Below are 16,086 nucleotides of genomic sequence, written 5' to 3'. Positions count from 1 at the left end.
CAGGCCGGCCCCCTAGGCCGGACCTGGCTGGGGCGTCCAGCTCGGACCGCTCGTGACCGGCCGCTCGCCCTGCCAGGCCAGCGGATCGATGCACATCCGCCGGCCGGTCATGGCCGGGTCCCAGGCGTGGTAGACGATCCAGGTGCTTCCGTCCGGCGCGGTGGTGAAGGAATTGTGGCCCGGCCCGATCAGGTGTCCGGGCCGCGAGCTCATGATCGGACCCTGCCCGTCCGGCGCCCGATGGTAGGGCCCGAGCGGGTGGTCGGCCACCACGTAGCTGACGCCGTAGTTTTCCTTTTCCCAGGCCCCGCCGCTGTAGAAGCAGTAATACCTGCCCTGGTTCTTCAGCACGCTGGCCCCTTCCACCGTATGCCAGTCGTACACCGCGTCGTACATCGCGCGGCCCTTGCGGAACAGGTGCCAGTCGGCGTGGGGACGCGCCACCATGCGCGGCTTGCCCTCCAGCCGGGTCATCTCCGGCATGCGGTCGACCACGATCCCGGTCCCGACGCGGTGGTCGCCCTCTTCCTCGAGGAAGTCGACGCAGTAGAACAGATACCACTGGCCGTCCTCGTCGCGGAACGGGTGGGCGTCGATCGAGAATGGCTGGTCCGGCACCAGCAGCACGCCCTGGTCCACGAAAGGTCCTTCGGGCCGGTCGGCCACCGCCACCCGCAGCCGGTGCCGTTTGCCTTCGACGTCGCCCGAGGAGTAATACATGTAGAACCTGCCGTCGGCATGCGCGACTTCGGGCGCCCAGAAGTGGTCCTCGCCCGGCTGGGCGATCGCGTAGCCGGCGTGCTCCCAGCGCACCAGGTCGTCCGAGACCAGCACCGGGAAGCGTCCGCCCTCGGGGCTTCCGGGGGCGGTGCCGTAGGCGTAGTAGCGCCCTTCGTGGCGCAGCACGAAGGGGTCGGCCATGATCTCCGGATAGACCGGATTGGTGTAGGTGCTCGCCATCGTCATCCTCACATCCGGTAGCGCAGGCTCAGTCCATAGGTGGTCGGGTTGTAGCGGATGTCGCGCGGCCGGATCGGATCGCCCAGGTAGCTCTCGTAGCGTTCCTTGGTCAGGTTGATCGCGTCGAACTGCAGGCTCAGGTTGCGGGTAAGCTCGTAGCCGATGCTCAGGTCGACGTAGGTCGAGGCCTTGACGATGCGGTCCTGGTCGAAGCGCGGCTCGGCGATCTGCTCCACGTACTTGCCGCGCCGGGTGGCGGCCAGGCGCCCGGTCCAGCCGCCGCGCTCGTAGAGCAGCGCGAAGTTGTAGTTCTGGCGCGCCACCCCGACCAGGTCGGTCTTGCGGTAGTCCCCGCTCTCGAACGAGGTGCGGGTCTCGTTCTCGCCGTCGATCCAGGTGTAGTTGAACTGGGCGCCGAAGCCGCTCCAGAAGCCCGGCAGGAAGTCGAAGAACTTCTGGATGCCGAATTCCGCGCCCTTCAACTTGCCCTTGCCCGAGTTCTGCGGCCGGGTCACGCGGTAGTTCTGGCCGCCGATGGTCTCGGCCAGCTCGAAGTTCTGCAGATAGCCTTCGATGTCGCGGTGGAACAGCGCGACCTGGGCGTAGCCGTTGTCCTTGAAGTAGTACTCGAGGGTGGCGTCGATGCTCTTGGATTCGGTCGGCTCCAGATAGGGGTTGCCGCCCGAGCCGGTGCCGGGCGCGTTGACGGTTGGCGGAATCAGGGCCAGCGAGGGATTGAGCGAGGTGAACTCCGGCCGGGTGATGGTCTTGCCGGCGCTGAAGTGCGATTGCAGGCGCTCGCTCCAGGTCACCAGGGCCGAGAGGTTGGGCAGGACGTCGGTCTCGGAAGTCGAGATGTCGACGTTGCTGACCACGTCCCCGGTGCGGTTGCGGCCTTCGAGCTTGCGCTTGACCTTGACCACGCGCGCGCCCGCATGGCCGGTGACGCCGACCGGACCTAGGTCGGCGCGCCAGCGCGCGCCCAGGTGCAGGGTGGCGTTGCGCTCGCGCTGCTCGAACAGGCGGTTGGGGTCTTCCGGCACCCGGCCCGGGGCCACGCCGTAGAAGCTGCGCACGGTATTCGCATTGTCGATCAGGAAGTCGCGCGAAGGCGTGTACCAGGGGCCGCCGAGGCGGTCCAGGCCCGGCACCAGCTTCTGGAAGGACGGGCCGAAGGCGTCGATCGGCGAAGGCCGCACGCCGGCCGGCAGGTCGGTGGCGCGTTCGCCGCCGTGGAAGCTGACCTCGCGGTTGGAGAGGCGGATGCCGGCCGTGAGCGCGGTGATGAAGCCGCCGTCCAGGCGCCAGGTGGCGTCGCTGCGGAACTGCACCTGCTCGCCCTGGGATTCGCCCCAGTTCTGCACCATCCCGCGCAGCACGAACTGGTTGGGGTCGCGCAAGGGGTTGGCGCTGGTCGGGGTGGTGATCGTGTTGTAGCCGCCGTGGCCGTCGCGCCCGTAGGTGTAGACGTTGGAGCTCGCGCCCGGGATCTGCTGGTCGACGATCACGCGGTCGTTGACGAAGTCGGAGCGGGTGAAGGCCAGGTTCGAGTCCAGGGTCAGCGCCTCGCGCCGGAAGCGCAGCCCGAAGTTCAGGAAGTGGGTGTCGGTGCGCTCCTTCACGCCCCAGGTGCTGGTGGCGGTATAGGGATCCCAGTCGTAGGGGCCGCCGAACTGGGCCGCCGGGGCCACCGCCGACTGGATCGGGCAGATCACGCCCTGCCTGGTCTGGCAGTACGGGCCTTCCGGCGCCAGCACCGCATTGGTCAGGCGCGGGGCCCAGGTGGCGATGTTGAGGATGTAGTCGACTTCGCTGCGGCTGCGGTAGCTGGTGCCCAGGTACTGGGTGCTGAATTCGAGCTCGGGATTGATCTTCCACTGGAAGGCGCCGTGGATGCTGCCGCGTTCGCGGTCGCCGGCGTTGTAGATGCCGCCGATGTTGGGCAGTTCGCCCAGCCGGTCGCCGGGGCGCAGCGGCGCGATCGGCTGGTCGTCGTTGAGGCGGATCGCGCTGCCGTCCTGGCCCACCGAGAAGATGCGGTCGGGGCGGTCGACCCACTGCACCGGATAACCCCAGCGCTCCTTGTTCCAGGCGACGTCGAACAGGAAGCCCATCTCGCCCAGGCCGGTCTTCCAGCGGTTGCTGGCCAGGACGCCCAGGCCCGGGTTGGTCTTTTCCTCGTGGCCGCTCGAGCCCTCGACCTCGCTGCGCCGCGCCTCGGCATAGCCGCTCACGGTATAGCCCTTGAAGTCGAAGGGCTGGCGCAGGCGCACGTTGACGGCGCCGGCGATGCCGCCTTCGAGCTGGCCGGCGGTGGCCGACTTGTACACGTCCAGGCCGCCGATCGACTGCACCGGCAGGTCCTGGTAGGACAGGCGGCGGCCGGTGCCGGTGAAGATCTCGTTGCCGTCCAGGGTGGTCACGACGTCGGGCAGGCCGCGGATGATCACGGTATTGGTTTCGCCCAGGTCGCGCCCGACCTGCACCCCGGCGATGCGCTGCAGGGCGTCGCCGGCGGCGCGGTCCGGGAACTTGCCGATGTCCTCGGCGTTGATCGAGTCGACCACCTGCTCGGCGTCGCGCTTGATCTCCTCGGCCGAACGGATGCTGCTGCGGATGCCGGTGACCTGCACGGTCTGGATCGGCGCGGCGCCCGCCGGCGCGGCGGCGGCAGGGGCGGCCGCGCCCTGGTTGCGGTTCTCGATGTCGGGGTCGCTCGTGGTTCGGGTCTGGGCATGGGCGCCGTGTACGCACAGCAGCATGATGGCCGCGCATACCGGCCTGAGTTTCAGGGTCGTCATTGGGTCTCCTGGTTTCTCTCCGGTCGTGGTCGGTGGCGGGCCCGGGCCGGGCGCGACGCTACCGCTTGCCGATATTGAAATTTTTATTAATCATAAAAATGACTAATTGGACAAAAGCTAACCGAATTCGCGCCGGGGCGGCGCACACCAGATCAGGCCGGCGGATGGGCTGATTGATGGGCTGGCGGGGCCACGGATTCGCGCTCCACCAGAGGGCAATCCATCTTGATGCTGGTGCGTCGGGCGCTGCCGGAACGCGCCTGGTCGATCAGGGCCTGGGCCGCCCAGCGTCCCATTTCGTAGTTTGGCAACAACACCGTGGTCAGTTGGGGCGTGGTGTAGCGCGCCAGGTCCTGGTCGTCGTAGCCGACGATCGAGACCTGTTCCGGCACCTCCAGGCCGAGCTTGCGCGCCGCTTCGATGGCGCCGACCGCCATCAGGTCGTTGGCGCAGAACAGGGCCGTGGGCGGATCCGGCCGGGCCAGGAGATCGAGGGCGTGGCGGTAGCCGCTGTCGACCTGCCAGTCGCCTTCGCGCACCAGCGCCGCATCGTAAGGGATGTCGCAGGTCGAGAGCGCCTGCCGGTAACCCTTGAGGCGCTCGCCGGCCGCCTCGATCCAGCCTTCGCCGTTGATCAGGCCGATGCGCCGGTGCCCGGCCTCGGCCAGGCGCATGGTGGCCGCGAAGCCGCCCAGCACCTCGCTCGGCACCACCGAGGAGCAGGCGCGGTCGCGCGCATGGCAGTTGAGCAGCACGGTGGGCACGTCCTTCAGGCCGGCCGGCACGGTCACGGCGCGCGTGAAGATGGTGGCGTAGACCACGCCCAGCAGGGCCGGGTTGGCGAGCATGCGCCCGAGCACCGCGCCTTCCAGCTCGGGGTCGCCGCGGGTGGCGAACACCGCCAGCAGGCAGCCCTGTTCCCAGGCGCCGTCGCGCGCGCCCTCGATGGTCTGCATCGCGTGCGGGCTGGTCGCCAGCTCGTCGGTCAGGTAGACCACCAGGTTGCGCTCCTGCTCGGGGCGGGCGTGGGCGTGGCGCTGCAGCGGGTAGCCGATCTCGCGCGCGATGCGCAGCACCGCCTCGCGCGTGGCCTTCGACACCTTGGCGCCGCTCATGTGGTTGATCACCAGCGAGACCGTGGATTGCGACACCCCGGCCAGCTTGGCGATGTCGGTCATGGTCGGCCGCCGCGGGCGGCCCGGCTCGCTCACCGCGCCGAGGGCGCGCGCGCGAAGGCGGCGCCCTCTCCATCGAACAGGTGGGCGTGCGCGGGATCGAAGGCCAGCCGCACCTGCTCGCCCTGCTGCAGACCGGCCTCCTCGGGGCGCCGCTTCAGGGCCACCATGTCCTCCACGCCGGGCACCTGCGCGTACACGATGGCGGCGTCGCCCAGGTATTCGACCAGGCTTACCTGGGCCGGGATGGCGTGGGTCTCGCCCTCCCCGGCCAGGCGCAGGTGCTCGGGACGCACCCCCACGGTGACCGCGGCGCCGGGAGCCGCCGCGCCGACGTCGGCGGCCACCGCGCAGGACGCGCCGCCCGCCAGGCGGACCAGGGCCCTGCCTCCTTCCACACCGGCCAGGGTCGCGGGCAGGAAGTTCATGCGCGGCGAGCCGAGGAAGCCGGCCACGAAGCGGTTGGCCGGCCGCTCGTAGAGCTCGAGCGGCGTGCCGGCCTGCTCGATGCGTCCGCCGTTGAAGACCACGATCTTCTGGCCAAGGGTCATGGCCTCGACCTGGTCGTGGGTCACGTAGATCATGGTGGCCGCGAGCTCGCGGTGCAGGCGCGCCAGCTCGACCCGGGTCTGGCCGCGCAGGGCGGCGTCGAGGTTGGAGAGCGGCTCGTCGAACAGGAAGACCTCGGGCTTGCGCACGATCGCGCGGCCGATCGCGACGCGCTGGCGCTGGCCGCCCGAGAGCGCCTTCGGCAGGCGTTCGAGCAGGTGGGTGATCTGCAGGATCTCGGCGGCGCGCCCGACCCGCTCGGCGATCTCGGGACGCGGCACCTTGGCCAGCTTGAGGGCGAAGCCCATGTTCTCCGCTACCGTCATGTGCGGGTACAGGGCGTAGCTCTGGAACACCATGGCGATCCCGCGCCGCGAGGGTTCGACCTCGTTGCACACCCGGCCGCCGATCTCCACCGTCCCCGAGCTCACGTCCTCCAGGCCGGCGACGATGCGCAGCAGGGTCGACTTGCCGCAGCCCGAAGGGCCGACCAGCACCACGAACTCGCCGTCCGCGATGTCCAGGTCCACGCCCTTGATCACGCTGTTGTTCTCGTACCGCTTGGTGATGCCTCGCAGGCGCACATTCGCCATGAACGCTCCTTCTATCCTTTCAGGCCGCTGGCGGCCAGGAAGCCGTGGGTGACGCGGCGCTGGAACAGCACGTAGGCCAGGGCCACCGGCAGCGCACCCAGCAGCGCCGCCGCCATCAGCTGGGCGTAGCGCACGCCGTAGGCGTCGTAGGTCTGGGTCAGGCCGAGCGGAATCGTCATCATCTCGTTGGAGGTCACGATGATGAAGGGCCATAAAAAGTTGTTCCAGGCCGCGATGAAGGTGACGATGGCCATCGCCCACACGATGTTGCCCGACACCGGCAGGTAGACGCTCCACAGGATGCGCAGCGGCCCGGCGCCGTCCATCACAGCCGCTTCGCGAAAGTCGGCGGGAATGGCGTCGAAGAAGCCCTTGAACACGTAGATCACCACCGGCGCCACCACCTGGGGCAGCACGATGCCGGCATAGCTGTTGATCAGGCCGAGCTGGTTCATCATGCGAAACAGCGGCACCAGGAGGGCCTCGAAAGGCACCAGGAAGGCCAGCATGGCCGCCGCGAACAACAACTGGCGGCCCTTGAAACGCAGCTGCGAGAAGGCATAGGCGGCCATCAGGCTGAGCGCCATCGTGACCACCGTGACCAGGAGGGCGACCAGGGCGCTGTTGAACAACCAGCGCCCGACGTTGCCGGCCGCCAGCACCTTGCGGAAGGCGTCCAGGGTCCAGTCCTGTGGCAGCCAGTGGAACACGGCGGACACGGTCTCGTGCTCGGGCCGCAGGGCCGTGCTGAGCGCCCACAGCAGCGGCGCCACCCACATGGCGGCCAGGAGGGCGGCGGCGAGCGCGCCCAGCACGGTCCAGAAAGCGCTGCCGCGCGTCTTCATGCGCCCCTCCCGTTGAGCCAGCGCACGAAGCCCGCCTGGGCCAGCGACAGCAGGATCACGATCGCCACGAAGGCCATCGCGATCGCGGCCGCGTAGCCGGCGTCGCTCTGGGTGAAGGCGGTCTCGTACATGTAGTGCAGGGTCACGCGGGTGGTGTTGAAGGGCCCGCCCGTGGTCATGATGTAGGTCTGGCCGAAGATCTTCATCGAGGCGATCAGCTGCAGCACCATGGCCATCCCGGCCACCGGCCGCAAGGCCGGCCAGGTGATGGTGCGAAACAGGGTGAAGCCGCGCGCTCCGTCCAGGCTGGCGGCCTCGTAGAGGTCGGCCGGAATGTTGCGCAGGCCGGCCAGGAACATCAGCATGTTGAAGCCCACGGTCCACCAGATGGTGGCGATGGCGACCATGGGCATGGCCCAGGTGAGGTCGGCGAACCAGGCGCGCTGCATGCCCAGCACATGGTTCACCACGCCAGAGGAAGGCTGGAGCATCCAGTCGGCGATCAGGGTCATCACCGAGATCGGCAGAACATAGGGCAGGAAGAAGGCGCCCTGCAGCCAGGTGCGGGCGCGCGCGAAGCGGTCGACCAGCAGGGCCATCACCAGCCCGAGGGCGGTCAGCGGCAGCACGGTCAGCAGCGCGAAGTAGAAGGTGTGGCCGAGGGCCGCCCAGAACGAGGGGTCCTGGACCAGGGTGAAGTAGTTTTCCAGGCCGACGAAGGCGTTGGTGCGGGTCAGGCTGCTTTCGGTGAGGCTGAGCCAGAAGGTCTGGAGCGCGGGCAGGAAGAAGAACAGGACGAACACGATGCCGAAGGGCGCCAGCAGCAGCGCGGCGGGCAGCGCGTCGGCACGGGATGAAGGCGGCGTGTTCGGCATCCTGGCTCCGGGTTCAATAGCGCGGCGGGCGTTTCTTGAGCAGGCGCGCGGCCTCGCTCTCGAACATGGCGAGGGCCTGGCGCGGCGTCAGCTGCGAGGACAGGGCCGCCGGCAGGAACTTGGAGGCCATCGCTTCCAGCGGACCGGCGGCGCCCATGTACCAGGCGTCGGGGTCGTAGACGACGTGCCCGGCCGCCCCGGCGTAAGCGGCGTTGGGCATCAGGCCGCGCGCGGCCGCCGACTCGGCCACCGGGCGGTAGGCCACCACGTGGCCGCCCTCGGCCCAGCCGAGCGAATTTTTGGCCACGAAGGCCATGAAGGCCAGCGCCCCGCGCAGCCTGGCGGGCGGGATCGGCTTGCCCTCGTTGGCGGGCAGCGCGAAGGCATGCGAGTCGGCCCAGACGCTGGCGTCGCCGTACATGCGCGGCAGCGGGACGATGCCGTAGTCGAAACCCAGGGTGCCGGCCTTGCTGGCGCGGACCAGCTCCGGCACCTCCCACACGCCGTTGATCATGAAGCCGGCATTGCCGCCCATGAACTGGCTGGTCGAGGCCGCGTAGTCCAGGCCCGACTGGGCGTAGCCGGCCTGGAACCAGCCGGCGATGCGCGCCAGCGCGTCCTCGCCGCCGTGGCCGTAGGCGAAGCTGCCGTTCTCGATCAGGGGCAGCTTGCGCTGGGCCAGCATCGACACCCACAGCCGCCACACCGCGTAGGAGCTCTGGCTGCTCTCCATGGTCATGCCGGGGCGGCCGGTGGCCTGGCGTACCGCGCCGAAGGCCCTGGTCAGCGCGTCGACGCCCTCGATCGGCTTGAGGCGGCCATCGGCCCCAAGCAGGCCGGCGCGGCCGACCAGCTGCTTGTTGTAGTACAGGACCAGGGGGTGGAGGTCGACCGGGATCGCGTACAGGCGCCCCTGGTAGTGCGACTTGGTCCACTGGCGCGGGTAGAAGTCGGCGCCGTTCAGGCCTGCGGCCCGCAATTCTTCCGGGGCGATCGGGCGCAGTACGCCGCCGCCGGCCAGGTTGACCATGCGCGACAGGTGGACGGTGGCGATGTCGGGGCCTTCGCCCACCACCGAGGAGGTGATCAGCTTGGTGTAGAAGGGTTCGCCCCACTTGAGGGTGGTGGAGACCACGCGCACCTCGCGCTGGCTGGCGTTGAAGCGCTCGACCAGGGCCCGCATGCGCGCGCCGTCGCCGCCGCTGAGCAGCGTCCACATCCTGACCTCGACCTGGGCCGACGCCGGACCGGCCGTGGCGGCCAGCACCGCGGCGAGCGTGACGCCGGCCAGGCGCCATGCGGTGTGCGCCAAGCCTGTCTCCTGTAAATATTGTTAAGTTTTATGAATTAATACTAGCAAATAATTCTTGAAGGGGGCCGGTTCAAGCGTGCGCGGGGGTGGGCCCGCCCCCGGACCCGGCGACCGGCGCGCGGGCCTGCTAGAATCCTTCCCTTTTGGACGGACGGCATCGATGGCGATCGGCGTACTCTGCGGCCTGCTGGCCGGCGCAATGTGGGGCCTGGTGTTTATCGTCCCCGAATTCCTGTCCGCCTTCAGCCCGCTCCAACTGGCGGTCGGCCGCTACCTGGCCTATGGCGCCATGGCCCTGGTCCTGCTGCTGCCCAGGCTGCGCGGCCTGGCCCGGCGCCTGAGCCGCGCCGACCTGGCCGCCCTGGTCCGCCATGCCCTGGCGGGCAACATCGTGTACTACATCCTGCTCGCGGTCGGCGTCCAGTACGCCGGCGTCGGCCCGACCTCGCTGATCGTCGGCATGCTGCCGGTGGTGGTCACCCTCCTCGGCCGCAAGGACCACGGGGCCGTCCCGCTGCGGCGCCTGGCCCTGCCCCTGCTGCTGGTGGCGGCCGGCATCGCCTGCATCAACCTCGACGCCTTCGCCCACGGCGAACAAGCGCCTCCGGGCGCCATCCTGGCCGGGCTGGCGGCTGCCTTCGGCGCCCTGCTGTGCTGGAGCTGGTATGCGCTCGACAATGCCCGCTACCTCAAGCGCAATCCGCATTTCGGCAGCGCCGAGTGGTCGGCCTTGTATGGCCTGAGCACCGGCGTGCTGGCGCTCGTGCTGGGCGCGGCCAGCCTGCTGTTCGACGGCGGCGCGGCGCCGACGGGCGCGGCGCGCGACTGGTCGCTGTTCTGGACCTGCAACGCGCTGCTGGCCCTGGGCGCCTCGGTGCTGGGCAACCAGCTGTGGAACATCGCCAGCCGGCGCGTGCCGGTCACCCTGTCCGGCCAGCTGATCTTGTTCGAGACCCTGTTCGCCCTGCTCTACGGCTTCGCCTACCGCGCCCAGGGTCCGCGCCCGCTGGAACTGGCCGCCATCGCCCTGCTCGTGGCCGGCGTCACCTGGTCGGTGCGCGCCCATGCGCGCGCGCCGCAGGACTCAGGGACCGAGCCGGCCGACCGCCACCTGGCTGAAGGTGACGGCATGGCCGGCGCCGCCCATCGCCACCAGGCCTAGGCGGGCGCCGGTGCCCAGGCGGTGGGTCCAGGTCGCGCCGCCTACCCAGTTGACGCCGTCCTGGCTCGACCAGGCCGTGTAGCGCTCCTCCCCGCTGCTCCGGCGCAGGTCCAGCCGCAGCCAGGTCCAGGTGCCCGGCGGGCCCGCCGTGGTGTTGCCGTAGCGCGGGAAATCCGCTTCCACCGGCGCCATCTCCTTGGCGAATTCCACCTGGCGCAGTCCGCCGCGCGCCAGCTCCACCAGCTTGACGTAGTTGTCGTCGTCGCGCATCACCACCAGCCCCGCCTGCACCGGGCGCGTGCAGCAGTCGAGCGGCGCGTCCAGGCGCAGGCGCGCCTCGATGCGCAGGTCGCCGTCCGGCAGCGGCGTGCTCAAGACGGCGGCGTTGTCGGTATCGGCGTGAAGGTCGGTGTCGATGGTGGCCATGCGCAGGCCGGGCTGGGCCGCGCCCCAGCTCCCCAAGGCCTGGGGACGCACCCAGCTCCAGCGCGGATCGAGCCGGCCGCGCTCGAAACGTTCGGTCCACAGGGGCGAGGCGGTCGCCGCCGGCGGCGCATGCGCGGGCGCCGGCGTGCGCAGCCCGGCGCGCAGGGCCGGCGCGGGCTGCGCTCCCTCGGTCGGGCCGCGCCCGCCGGCGACCACCGGCCAGCCCTCGACCCACTCGATGCGCTCCATCAGCAGCGGCCGGCGGGTCAGCTGGTCGCGCGCGCTGAAGAAGGGCTGGTTCCGGTCCACCGCGTGGTACAGGGTCCACCATTGCCCGGCCGCGTCCTGGAACACCGAGTTGTGGCCCGCGCCCACCCAGCGGTTGCCGTTCTGGAGCAGCACCGGGGTGCCGCCGGCGCGCGCGGCTGCCATGTCGTTGCCCTCGCGATCGAGGAAAGGCCCCTGTGGATGCTTGGCGCGCCCGACGAACACGGCGTAGCCGGTCAGCGGACCGTTGCAGCAGTTGGTGGCCGACGCGAACAGGTACCACCAGGGCCCGTGGCGCACCACTTCGGCGCCCTCGTAGCGGTCGGACGCGCCGATGCGCACCGGCTCACCCTCGACCGCCATGCCGTCCTTGCTGAGGCGCTGGACGAACAGGCCCCCGCCATAGCTGCCGTAATACAGATAGCGCTCGCCGTCCGCCGTCTCGACCACGTCTGGGTCATAGGTCCACTGGAAGCTGCAGCCGCTCCCGGCGCGGCGCGGCGGCACCACCAGGCGCGGCGCGGCCTTCCACGGCCCGCCCGGCGCCGCGCTGGTCGCCACCCCGATCGCGCTGTCCGAGCCGCAGCCCTTCTCGGGGCTGAGGGCGTCGGGCACGTCGGTGATGGTGAAGTAGAGGTAGTAGTTGCCGTTCATGTAGACCGGCTCCGGCGCCCACAGGCCGGCCTTGGGGGCCGCCACGCCGCGCGGTCGGTCCTCGAAGGCGTCGCGCACGTAGTACCAGTCCACCAGGTCGACCGAGCGGTACACCGGCATCAGGCGGAAACGCCAGCCGGCGCCGTCGCGCTCCTTGTGGCTGACCGGGTCGGTGGTGCAGTACAGGTACCACACCGGCTGCTCGGTGGTGCGGTCGCGCAGCAGGGCCGGGTCGGCGCAGCTTTCGGCCAGGCCGCCGTCCGCCAGCCGCAGCGGCAGCGGATTGGTAAAGCTGGCGGGCGCTGGGGCCTGCTCGCCGGCGCCGGCGCCAGGGGCCAGGCCAAGGCCCGAGCCAAGGCCGAAGCCGAGGGCCAGCGCGGCGATCCGGCGGGGGAAGAAACGGTTCACGGCAATCTCCTGGGGAGCCGGCAAGCCGGCCCGCTGTTCTGAGTATTGCCCGAAAATAATCCAATCTGCATCCCGATGGCGCACGCGTGATGTGAAAATGGAAGCGCTTGGACAGGCAGAATGTTAAGCATACGACCACGCGAATTCACGTTCACGTTGCTCGGGTTTCCTATTTTTGTTCAATTAGCACCACAAAGACTGTTGCCTGAGGACACTAACTGCTAGACTGGCAAAATTTGCATCCTTTGACACACTACACGTTGTTGAATAAGAACAAACGGATGCGGCAAAACTAGGTCAGTACTGGGAGTTGGTTCACATGAAAGTCAAGCAGGTCCGTCCAGCCCAAACAATGCTGGTCGCGGCAGTATCGGGCATGGTCTGCGGCATCGCCCAGGGCCAGCCGGCCACCGCATCCGCACAGGCGAACACCGTTCCCGAAGTCGTCGTCACCGCCCAGCGCACCGAGGCGCTGGCCTCGCGCACGCCGGTGGCGATGAGCGTCATCCAGGGCGCGCAACTGGAAACCATCGGCGCCGACAATCCCGCCGCGCTCGGCTCGCGCCTGCCCAACGTGCACATGGACCAGGCCTTCTCCGGCCTGCGCGTCACGATCCGCGGCATCAGCAACAACGACACCACCGACAAGGGCGACCCTTCGGCCGCCTTCATGCTCGACGGCGTGTATCTCGCGCGTCCGGCCGGCCAGACCGCCAACTTCCTGGACGTCGACCGCATCGAAGTGCTGCGCGGCCCCCAGGGCACCCTGTACGGCCGCAACACCACGGCCGGCCTGGTGCACGTGATCTCGAACACCCCGACCGGACGCCTCGAGGGCGCCCTCGGCCTGGAGGCCGGCAGCTACGAGAACCGCAAGCTCGACGCCATGCTCAACGTGCCGGTGAATCAGGCCCTGGCCCTGCGCGCCGCCCTCAGCGCGCGCCGCCAGGACCCCTTCCTGAAGAACGCCCAGGGCACGCCGCACCGGCCCGGCATGGACCGCGACGACCGCGACGCGCGCCTCTCGGCCCGGCTGCGCCTCAACGACGACGCCACCGTGCTGCTGCGCTACGACTACAGCCAGGTCTCGAACAACAACGACCGCATCGTCCCCGACACCAATTTCTACACCGGGGTGGCTGAGGGCAGGCCGGTCTGGCGCCACGGCAGCACCGACCAGCGCCTGACCAATGCCTTCCGTCCGCCCAACATCGTCCCGCAGCAGGGCTACCAGGACAGGCGCGCGCGCGGCCTGTCGGCGGACCTGAGCTGGGACCTGGGCCCGGCCACGCTCCACTACCTGGCCTCGCACCGCGAGCTCGACCAGGACATGCTGAACAACTACTACTACCGCATCACCCCGCGCGTGGCCCTCGGCGTGATCAACTTCTACGACGGCCACAACGAGCAGGACTCGCACGAACTGCGCGTCGCCACCAAGGGCGCGGGCGCCCTCAGCGCCCAGGGCGGCCTGTATTACTTCAGCGAGGATTCCTTCACCACCTACGCCTTCCACGGCCTCCAGCCCGCCGGCCTGCCGCCCTACTACGCCTTCCCGCTGGATACCGATGCGCGCAGCAAGGCCGTGTTCGGCCAGCTCACCTGGCGCCTGCGCCCGGACCTGCGCCTGACTGCCGGCGCGCGCCGCACGCATGACGACAAGCGCCGCGTCGGCTCGACCAACTTCCAGCAGCAGCTGGTCTTCAATCCGGCCACCGACCGCCGTCTGCTGAACGCCGCCGAGCTTTCCACCGCGCGCACCACCTGGCGCCTGGGCGTGGAGGCCGACCTTGGCGCGCACACCCTGGCCTACGGCAGCCTCTCGACCGGCTACAAGGCGGGCGGCTTCAACGACGGCTGCATCGCCGGCGCCAGCGCCCTGGGCATCGCCTGCCCGGCGGCCACCGCGGTGAGCGCCAAGGCGCTCTACTACCAGCCGGAAGAACTGCGCGCGCTGGAAGCGGGCCTCAAGAGCCGCCTGCTGGACGGACGCCTGAGCGTCAACGCGGCCGTCTTCCACTACGACTACACCAACCTGCAGCTGACCGGCACGGCGATCGTCAGCGGCGCGCCGCGCCTCCTGACCAGCAATGCCGGCCGCGCGCGCAGCCGCGGCGTGGAGCTCGACGGCGAGCTGCGGGTGGGCCTGGGCGGGCGCCTGAGCTACGGCCTCACCCTGCTCGACGCGCGCTACGTGACCTACACCCCGAGCGGCAACACCTCCTGGGCCGGGCGCAAGCTCGACCGCGCTCCCAGCCAGGTGTTCACCCTCGGCTACGAGCAGCGCTTCCAGCTCGGCGGCGGCGCGCTGAGCGCGGGCCTGTTCACGCGCGCCAGCGGCGACTACGTGATCGCGGTGCCAAGCCAGCTGCTGGCCTACGAGATTCCCTCGCACACCAGCAGCGACGCCACGCTGCGCTGGCAGCCGCAAGGCGCGCGCTGGAGCCTGCTGGCGCGGGTGCGCAACATCGAGGACAAGGTCCGGCCCTCGATCATCGACAGTTCGGGGATGGCGACGCCGACCGCGCCGCGTACCGCCGACCTGCGCCTGGACCTGCGTTTCTGAACGAGCTTGGCCCCGGGCGCGGCGGCGCCCGGATTGGATACACCGACCACGTCACTGCTGTCCCAGGAGGCTGAATGCACCGCGATGCGCCCCACCTGCTGTCCCCGGCCCTGCGCGCCGATCCCCCGGCCGACGACACCGTCGCCCGCATGCTCGAGGGCGCCGAGGGCCCGCATGCCCTGGCCGAGCGCATCGCCGCCGTCAACCGCGAGATCGGCCGCTGGGACAGCAACGGCGGCCTGGCGGGCTGGGAGCCCGACCCCGGCCTCGACCCGCGCGCGGCCGCGGCGCTGAAGGACTACCTGGCGCGCTGTCCCGGCCTGCCCGACTGGGCCGACCCGGCGCTCATCGCGCGCGCCGAGGACATCTTCATGGACCGCAGCATGCTGTCCTGCCTGCTGCTGTTCTGCGCCAGCCTGCCCGAATGTTACGTGCTGCCCGACCTGTCGGCGGTGCTCCAGGCCGCCGGCCAGCTCGAACAGCACACCGATTACCGGATCCGCTCCACCGCCGCCATGATCTTCCCCGTGATGATGAAGGGCGGCCTGAGATCGCCGAACGGAGCGGGCGTGGCCCAGGCCCTCAAGGTGCGCCTGATCCACGCCACTATCCGCTACCTGATCCTGCGCGGCACCCCGCCCTCCTTCGAGGCCCTGGCCGGCAAGCCCCTGCCGGCGCTGGCGCCCGCCGGCGGCGGCATCTACCACCAGCTCTATGCCCACGGCTGGGACAGCTCGCGCGACGGCCTGCCCTGCAACCAGGAGGAGCTGGCCTACACCCTGCTGACCTTCCACTTCGTGTTCCTGCGTGGCCTGCGCCGCCTCGGCCTTGGGCTGGAACGCGAGGACGAGGAAGCCTACCTGCACGCCTGGAACGTGCTCGGGCACCTGCTCGGCATCGAGCGCGAGCTGATGGCCTGGACCATGGACGAGGCGCGCGCCCGCTTCAAGACCATGCAGGCGCCCGGCCTGGCGCCCGCGCGCGGCGCCGACCCGCGCCCGGCGCTGACCGCCGCCCTGATGGCCACCATGGCCGACTACATTCCGGTGCGCCTGTTCAAGCCCTTCCCGAACCTGCTGACCCGCCTGCTGTGCGGGCGCCGCGCCGCGCGCGCGCTCGGGCTGGTCACCCGCGCTTCGCTGGTCTCCTACCTGCTGTTCATCGCCGGCTATGGCCTGATCCGGGTGGTGGACGGCGTGATGCGGCTGTTCGTGAAGGACTTCAGCATCACCGGCATGCTGACGCGCGCCGCCGGCTACCGGCTGGTGACGCGCTTCCTGATGGACCAGACCCGCCCGCTGCGCCTGCCCGCCGCCCTGGTGGGCCAGGCCGGCGACCTGGCGGCGGCCGCGCCGGTGGCCAGCCAGGGGCCGCGCTGGGTGCGCCGGCTGGAAGCGCGCATTGCCGGCAGCGCGCCGGCACCGGAACCGGGACCGGGACCGGGACCGGGACCGGGACCGCAACGATGAGGCTTTTTTCCTACCCGCGGTGGC

General features: G+C 70.1%; 11 protein-coding genes. 3 read left to right on the top strand and 8 right to left on the bottom strand.

The window, feature by feature from the left end; all coding sequences use genetic code 11:
- Positions 1 to 12 precede the first annotated feature (12 nt).
- From B0920_RS05500 to B0920_RS05470, 7 genes are all read right to left on the bottom strand, one after another.
- Positions 13 to 960 carry a glycoside hydrolase family 43 protein gene (locus tag B0920_RS05500; protein WP_078033300.1) on the bottom strand — a complete coding sequence of 316 codons (948 nt, stop codon included), beginning with the start codon at positions 958 to 960 and terminating at the stop codon, positions 13 to 15.
- An 8-nt stretch (positions 961 to 968) separates the two neighbouring features.
- On the bottom strand, positions 969 to 3,761 hold the full coding sequence (locus B0920_RS05495) for a TonB-dependent receptor (RefSeq protein WP_078031542.1): 2,793 nt from the start codon (positions 3,759 to 3,761) through the stop codon (positions 969 to 971).
- A gap of 152 nt (positions 3,762 to 3,913) precedes the next feature.
- Positions 3,914 to 4,939 carry a LacI family DNA-binding transcriptional regulator gene (locus tag B0920_RS05490; protein WP_078033299.1) on the bottom strand — a complete coding sequence of 342 codons (1,026 nt, stop codon included), beginning with the start codon at positions 4,937 to 4,939 and terminating at the stop codon, positions 3,914 to 3,916.
- Positions 4,940 to 4,968: 29 nt separating this feature from the next.
- Positions 4,969 to 6,078, bottom strand: coding sequence for an ABC transporter ATP-binding protein (locus tag B0920_RS05485; protein WP_078031541.1), 1,110 nt, complete (start codon positions 6,076 to 6,078; stop codon positions 4,969 to 4,971).
- Positions 6,079 to 6,089: 11 nt separating this feature from the next.
- Entirely contained in the window at positions 6,090 to 6,923 is an 834-nt protein-coding gene (locus tag B0920_RS05480; protein ID WP_078031540.1) for a carbohydrate ABC transporter permease, read from the bottom strand.
- Positions 6,920 to 7,798 (bottom strand): carbohydrate ABC transporter permease, encoded by an 879-nt coding sequence (locus tag B0920_RS05475; protein ID WP_078031539.1) that lies wholly within the window; start codon positions 7,796 to 7,798, stop codon positions 6,920 to 6,922. The genes B0920_RS05480 and B0920_RS05475 overlap by 4 nt, the downstream gene beginning before the upstream one ends.
- Before the next feature lie 13 nt (positions 7,799 to 7,811).
- A complete protein-coding gene (locus B0920_RS05470) occupies positions 7,812 to 9,110 on the bottom strand; it encodes an extracellular solute-binding protein (protein ID WP_078031538.1) in 1,299 nt (432 codons plus the stop codon).
- Positions 9,111 to 9,270: 160 nt separating this feature from the next.
- On the opposite strand from B0920_RS05470, the gene B0920_RS05465 reads away from it, so the two are divergent.
- Positions 9,271 to 10,272: a DMT family transporter gene (locus B0920_RS05465; protein ID WP_078031537.1), complete on the top strand. Its 1,002-nt coding sequence runs from the start codon at positions 9,271 to 9,273 to the stop codon at positions 10,270 to 10,272.
- On the opposite strand, the gene B0920_RS05460 is transcribed toward B0920_RS05465, so the two are convergent.
- Positions 10,195 to 12,027, bottom strand: a complete 1,833-nt coding sequence (locus tag B0920_RS05460; protein WP_179119098.1) for a family 43 glycosylhydrolase — start codon at positions 12,025 to 12,027, stop codon at positions 10,195 to 10,197. The two genes, B0920_RS05465 and B0920_RS05460, sit on opposite strands and share 78 nt — an antisense overlap.
- A 319-nt stretch (positions 12,028 to 12,346) precedes the next feature.
- On the opposite strand from B0920_RS05460, the gene B0920_RS05455 reads away from it, so the two are divergent.
- On the top strand, positions 12,347 to 14,593 hold the full coding sequence (locus B0920_RS05455; RefSeq protein WP_078031535.1) for a TonB-dependent receptor: 2,247 nt from the start codon (positions 12,347 to 12,349) through the stop codon (positions 14,591 to 14,593).
- A 74-nt stretch (positions 14,594 to 14,667) separates the two neighbouring features.
- The gene (locus tag B0920_RS05450; protein ID WP_078031534.1) at positions 14,668 to 16,062 is read left to right on the top strand and encodes an oxygenase MpaB family protein; all 1,395 of its coding nucleotides are present in this window, start codon (positions 14,668 to 14,670) and stop codon (positions 16,060 to 16,062) included.
- Positions 16,063 to 16,086: the final 24 nt, after the last annotated feature.

The organism is Massilia sp. KIM, assembly GCF_002007115.1.
In the GTDB taxonomy this organism is placed as follows: Bacteria; Pseudomonadota; Gammaproteobacteria; order Burkholderiales; family Burkholderiaceae_D; genus Telluria.
The sequence above is the reverse complement of the archived record's forward strand: the minus strand, read 5'-3'. Positions and strand labels throughout refer to the sequence as shown.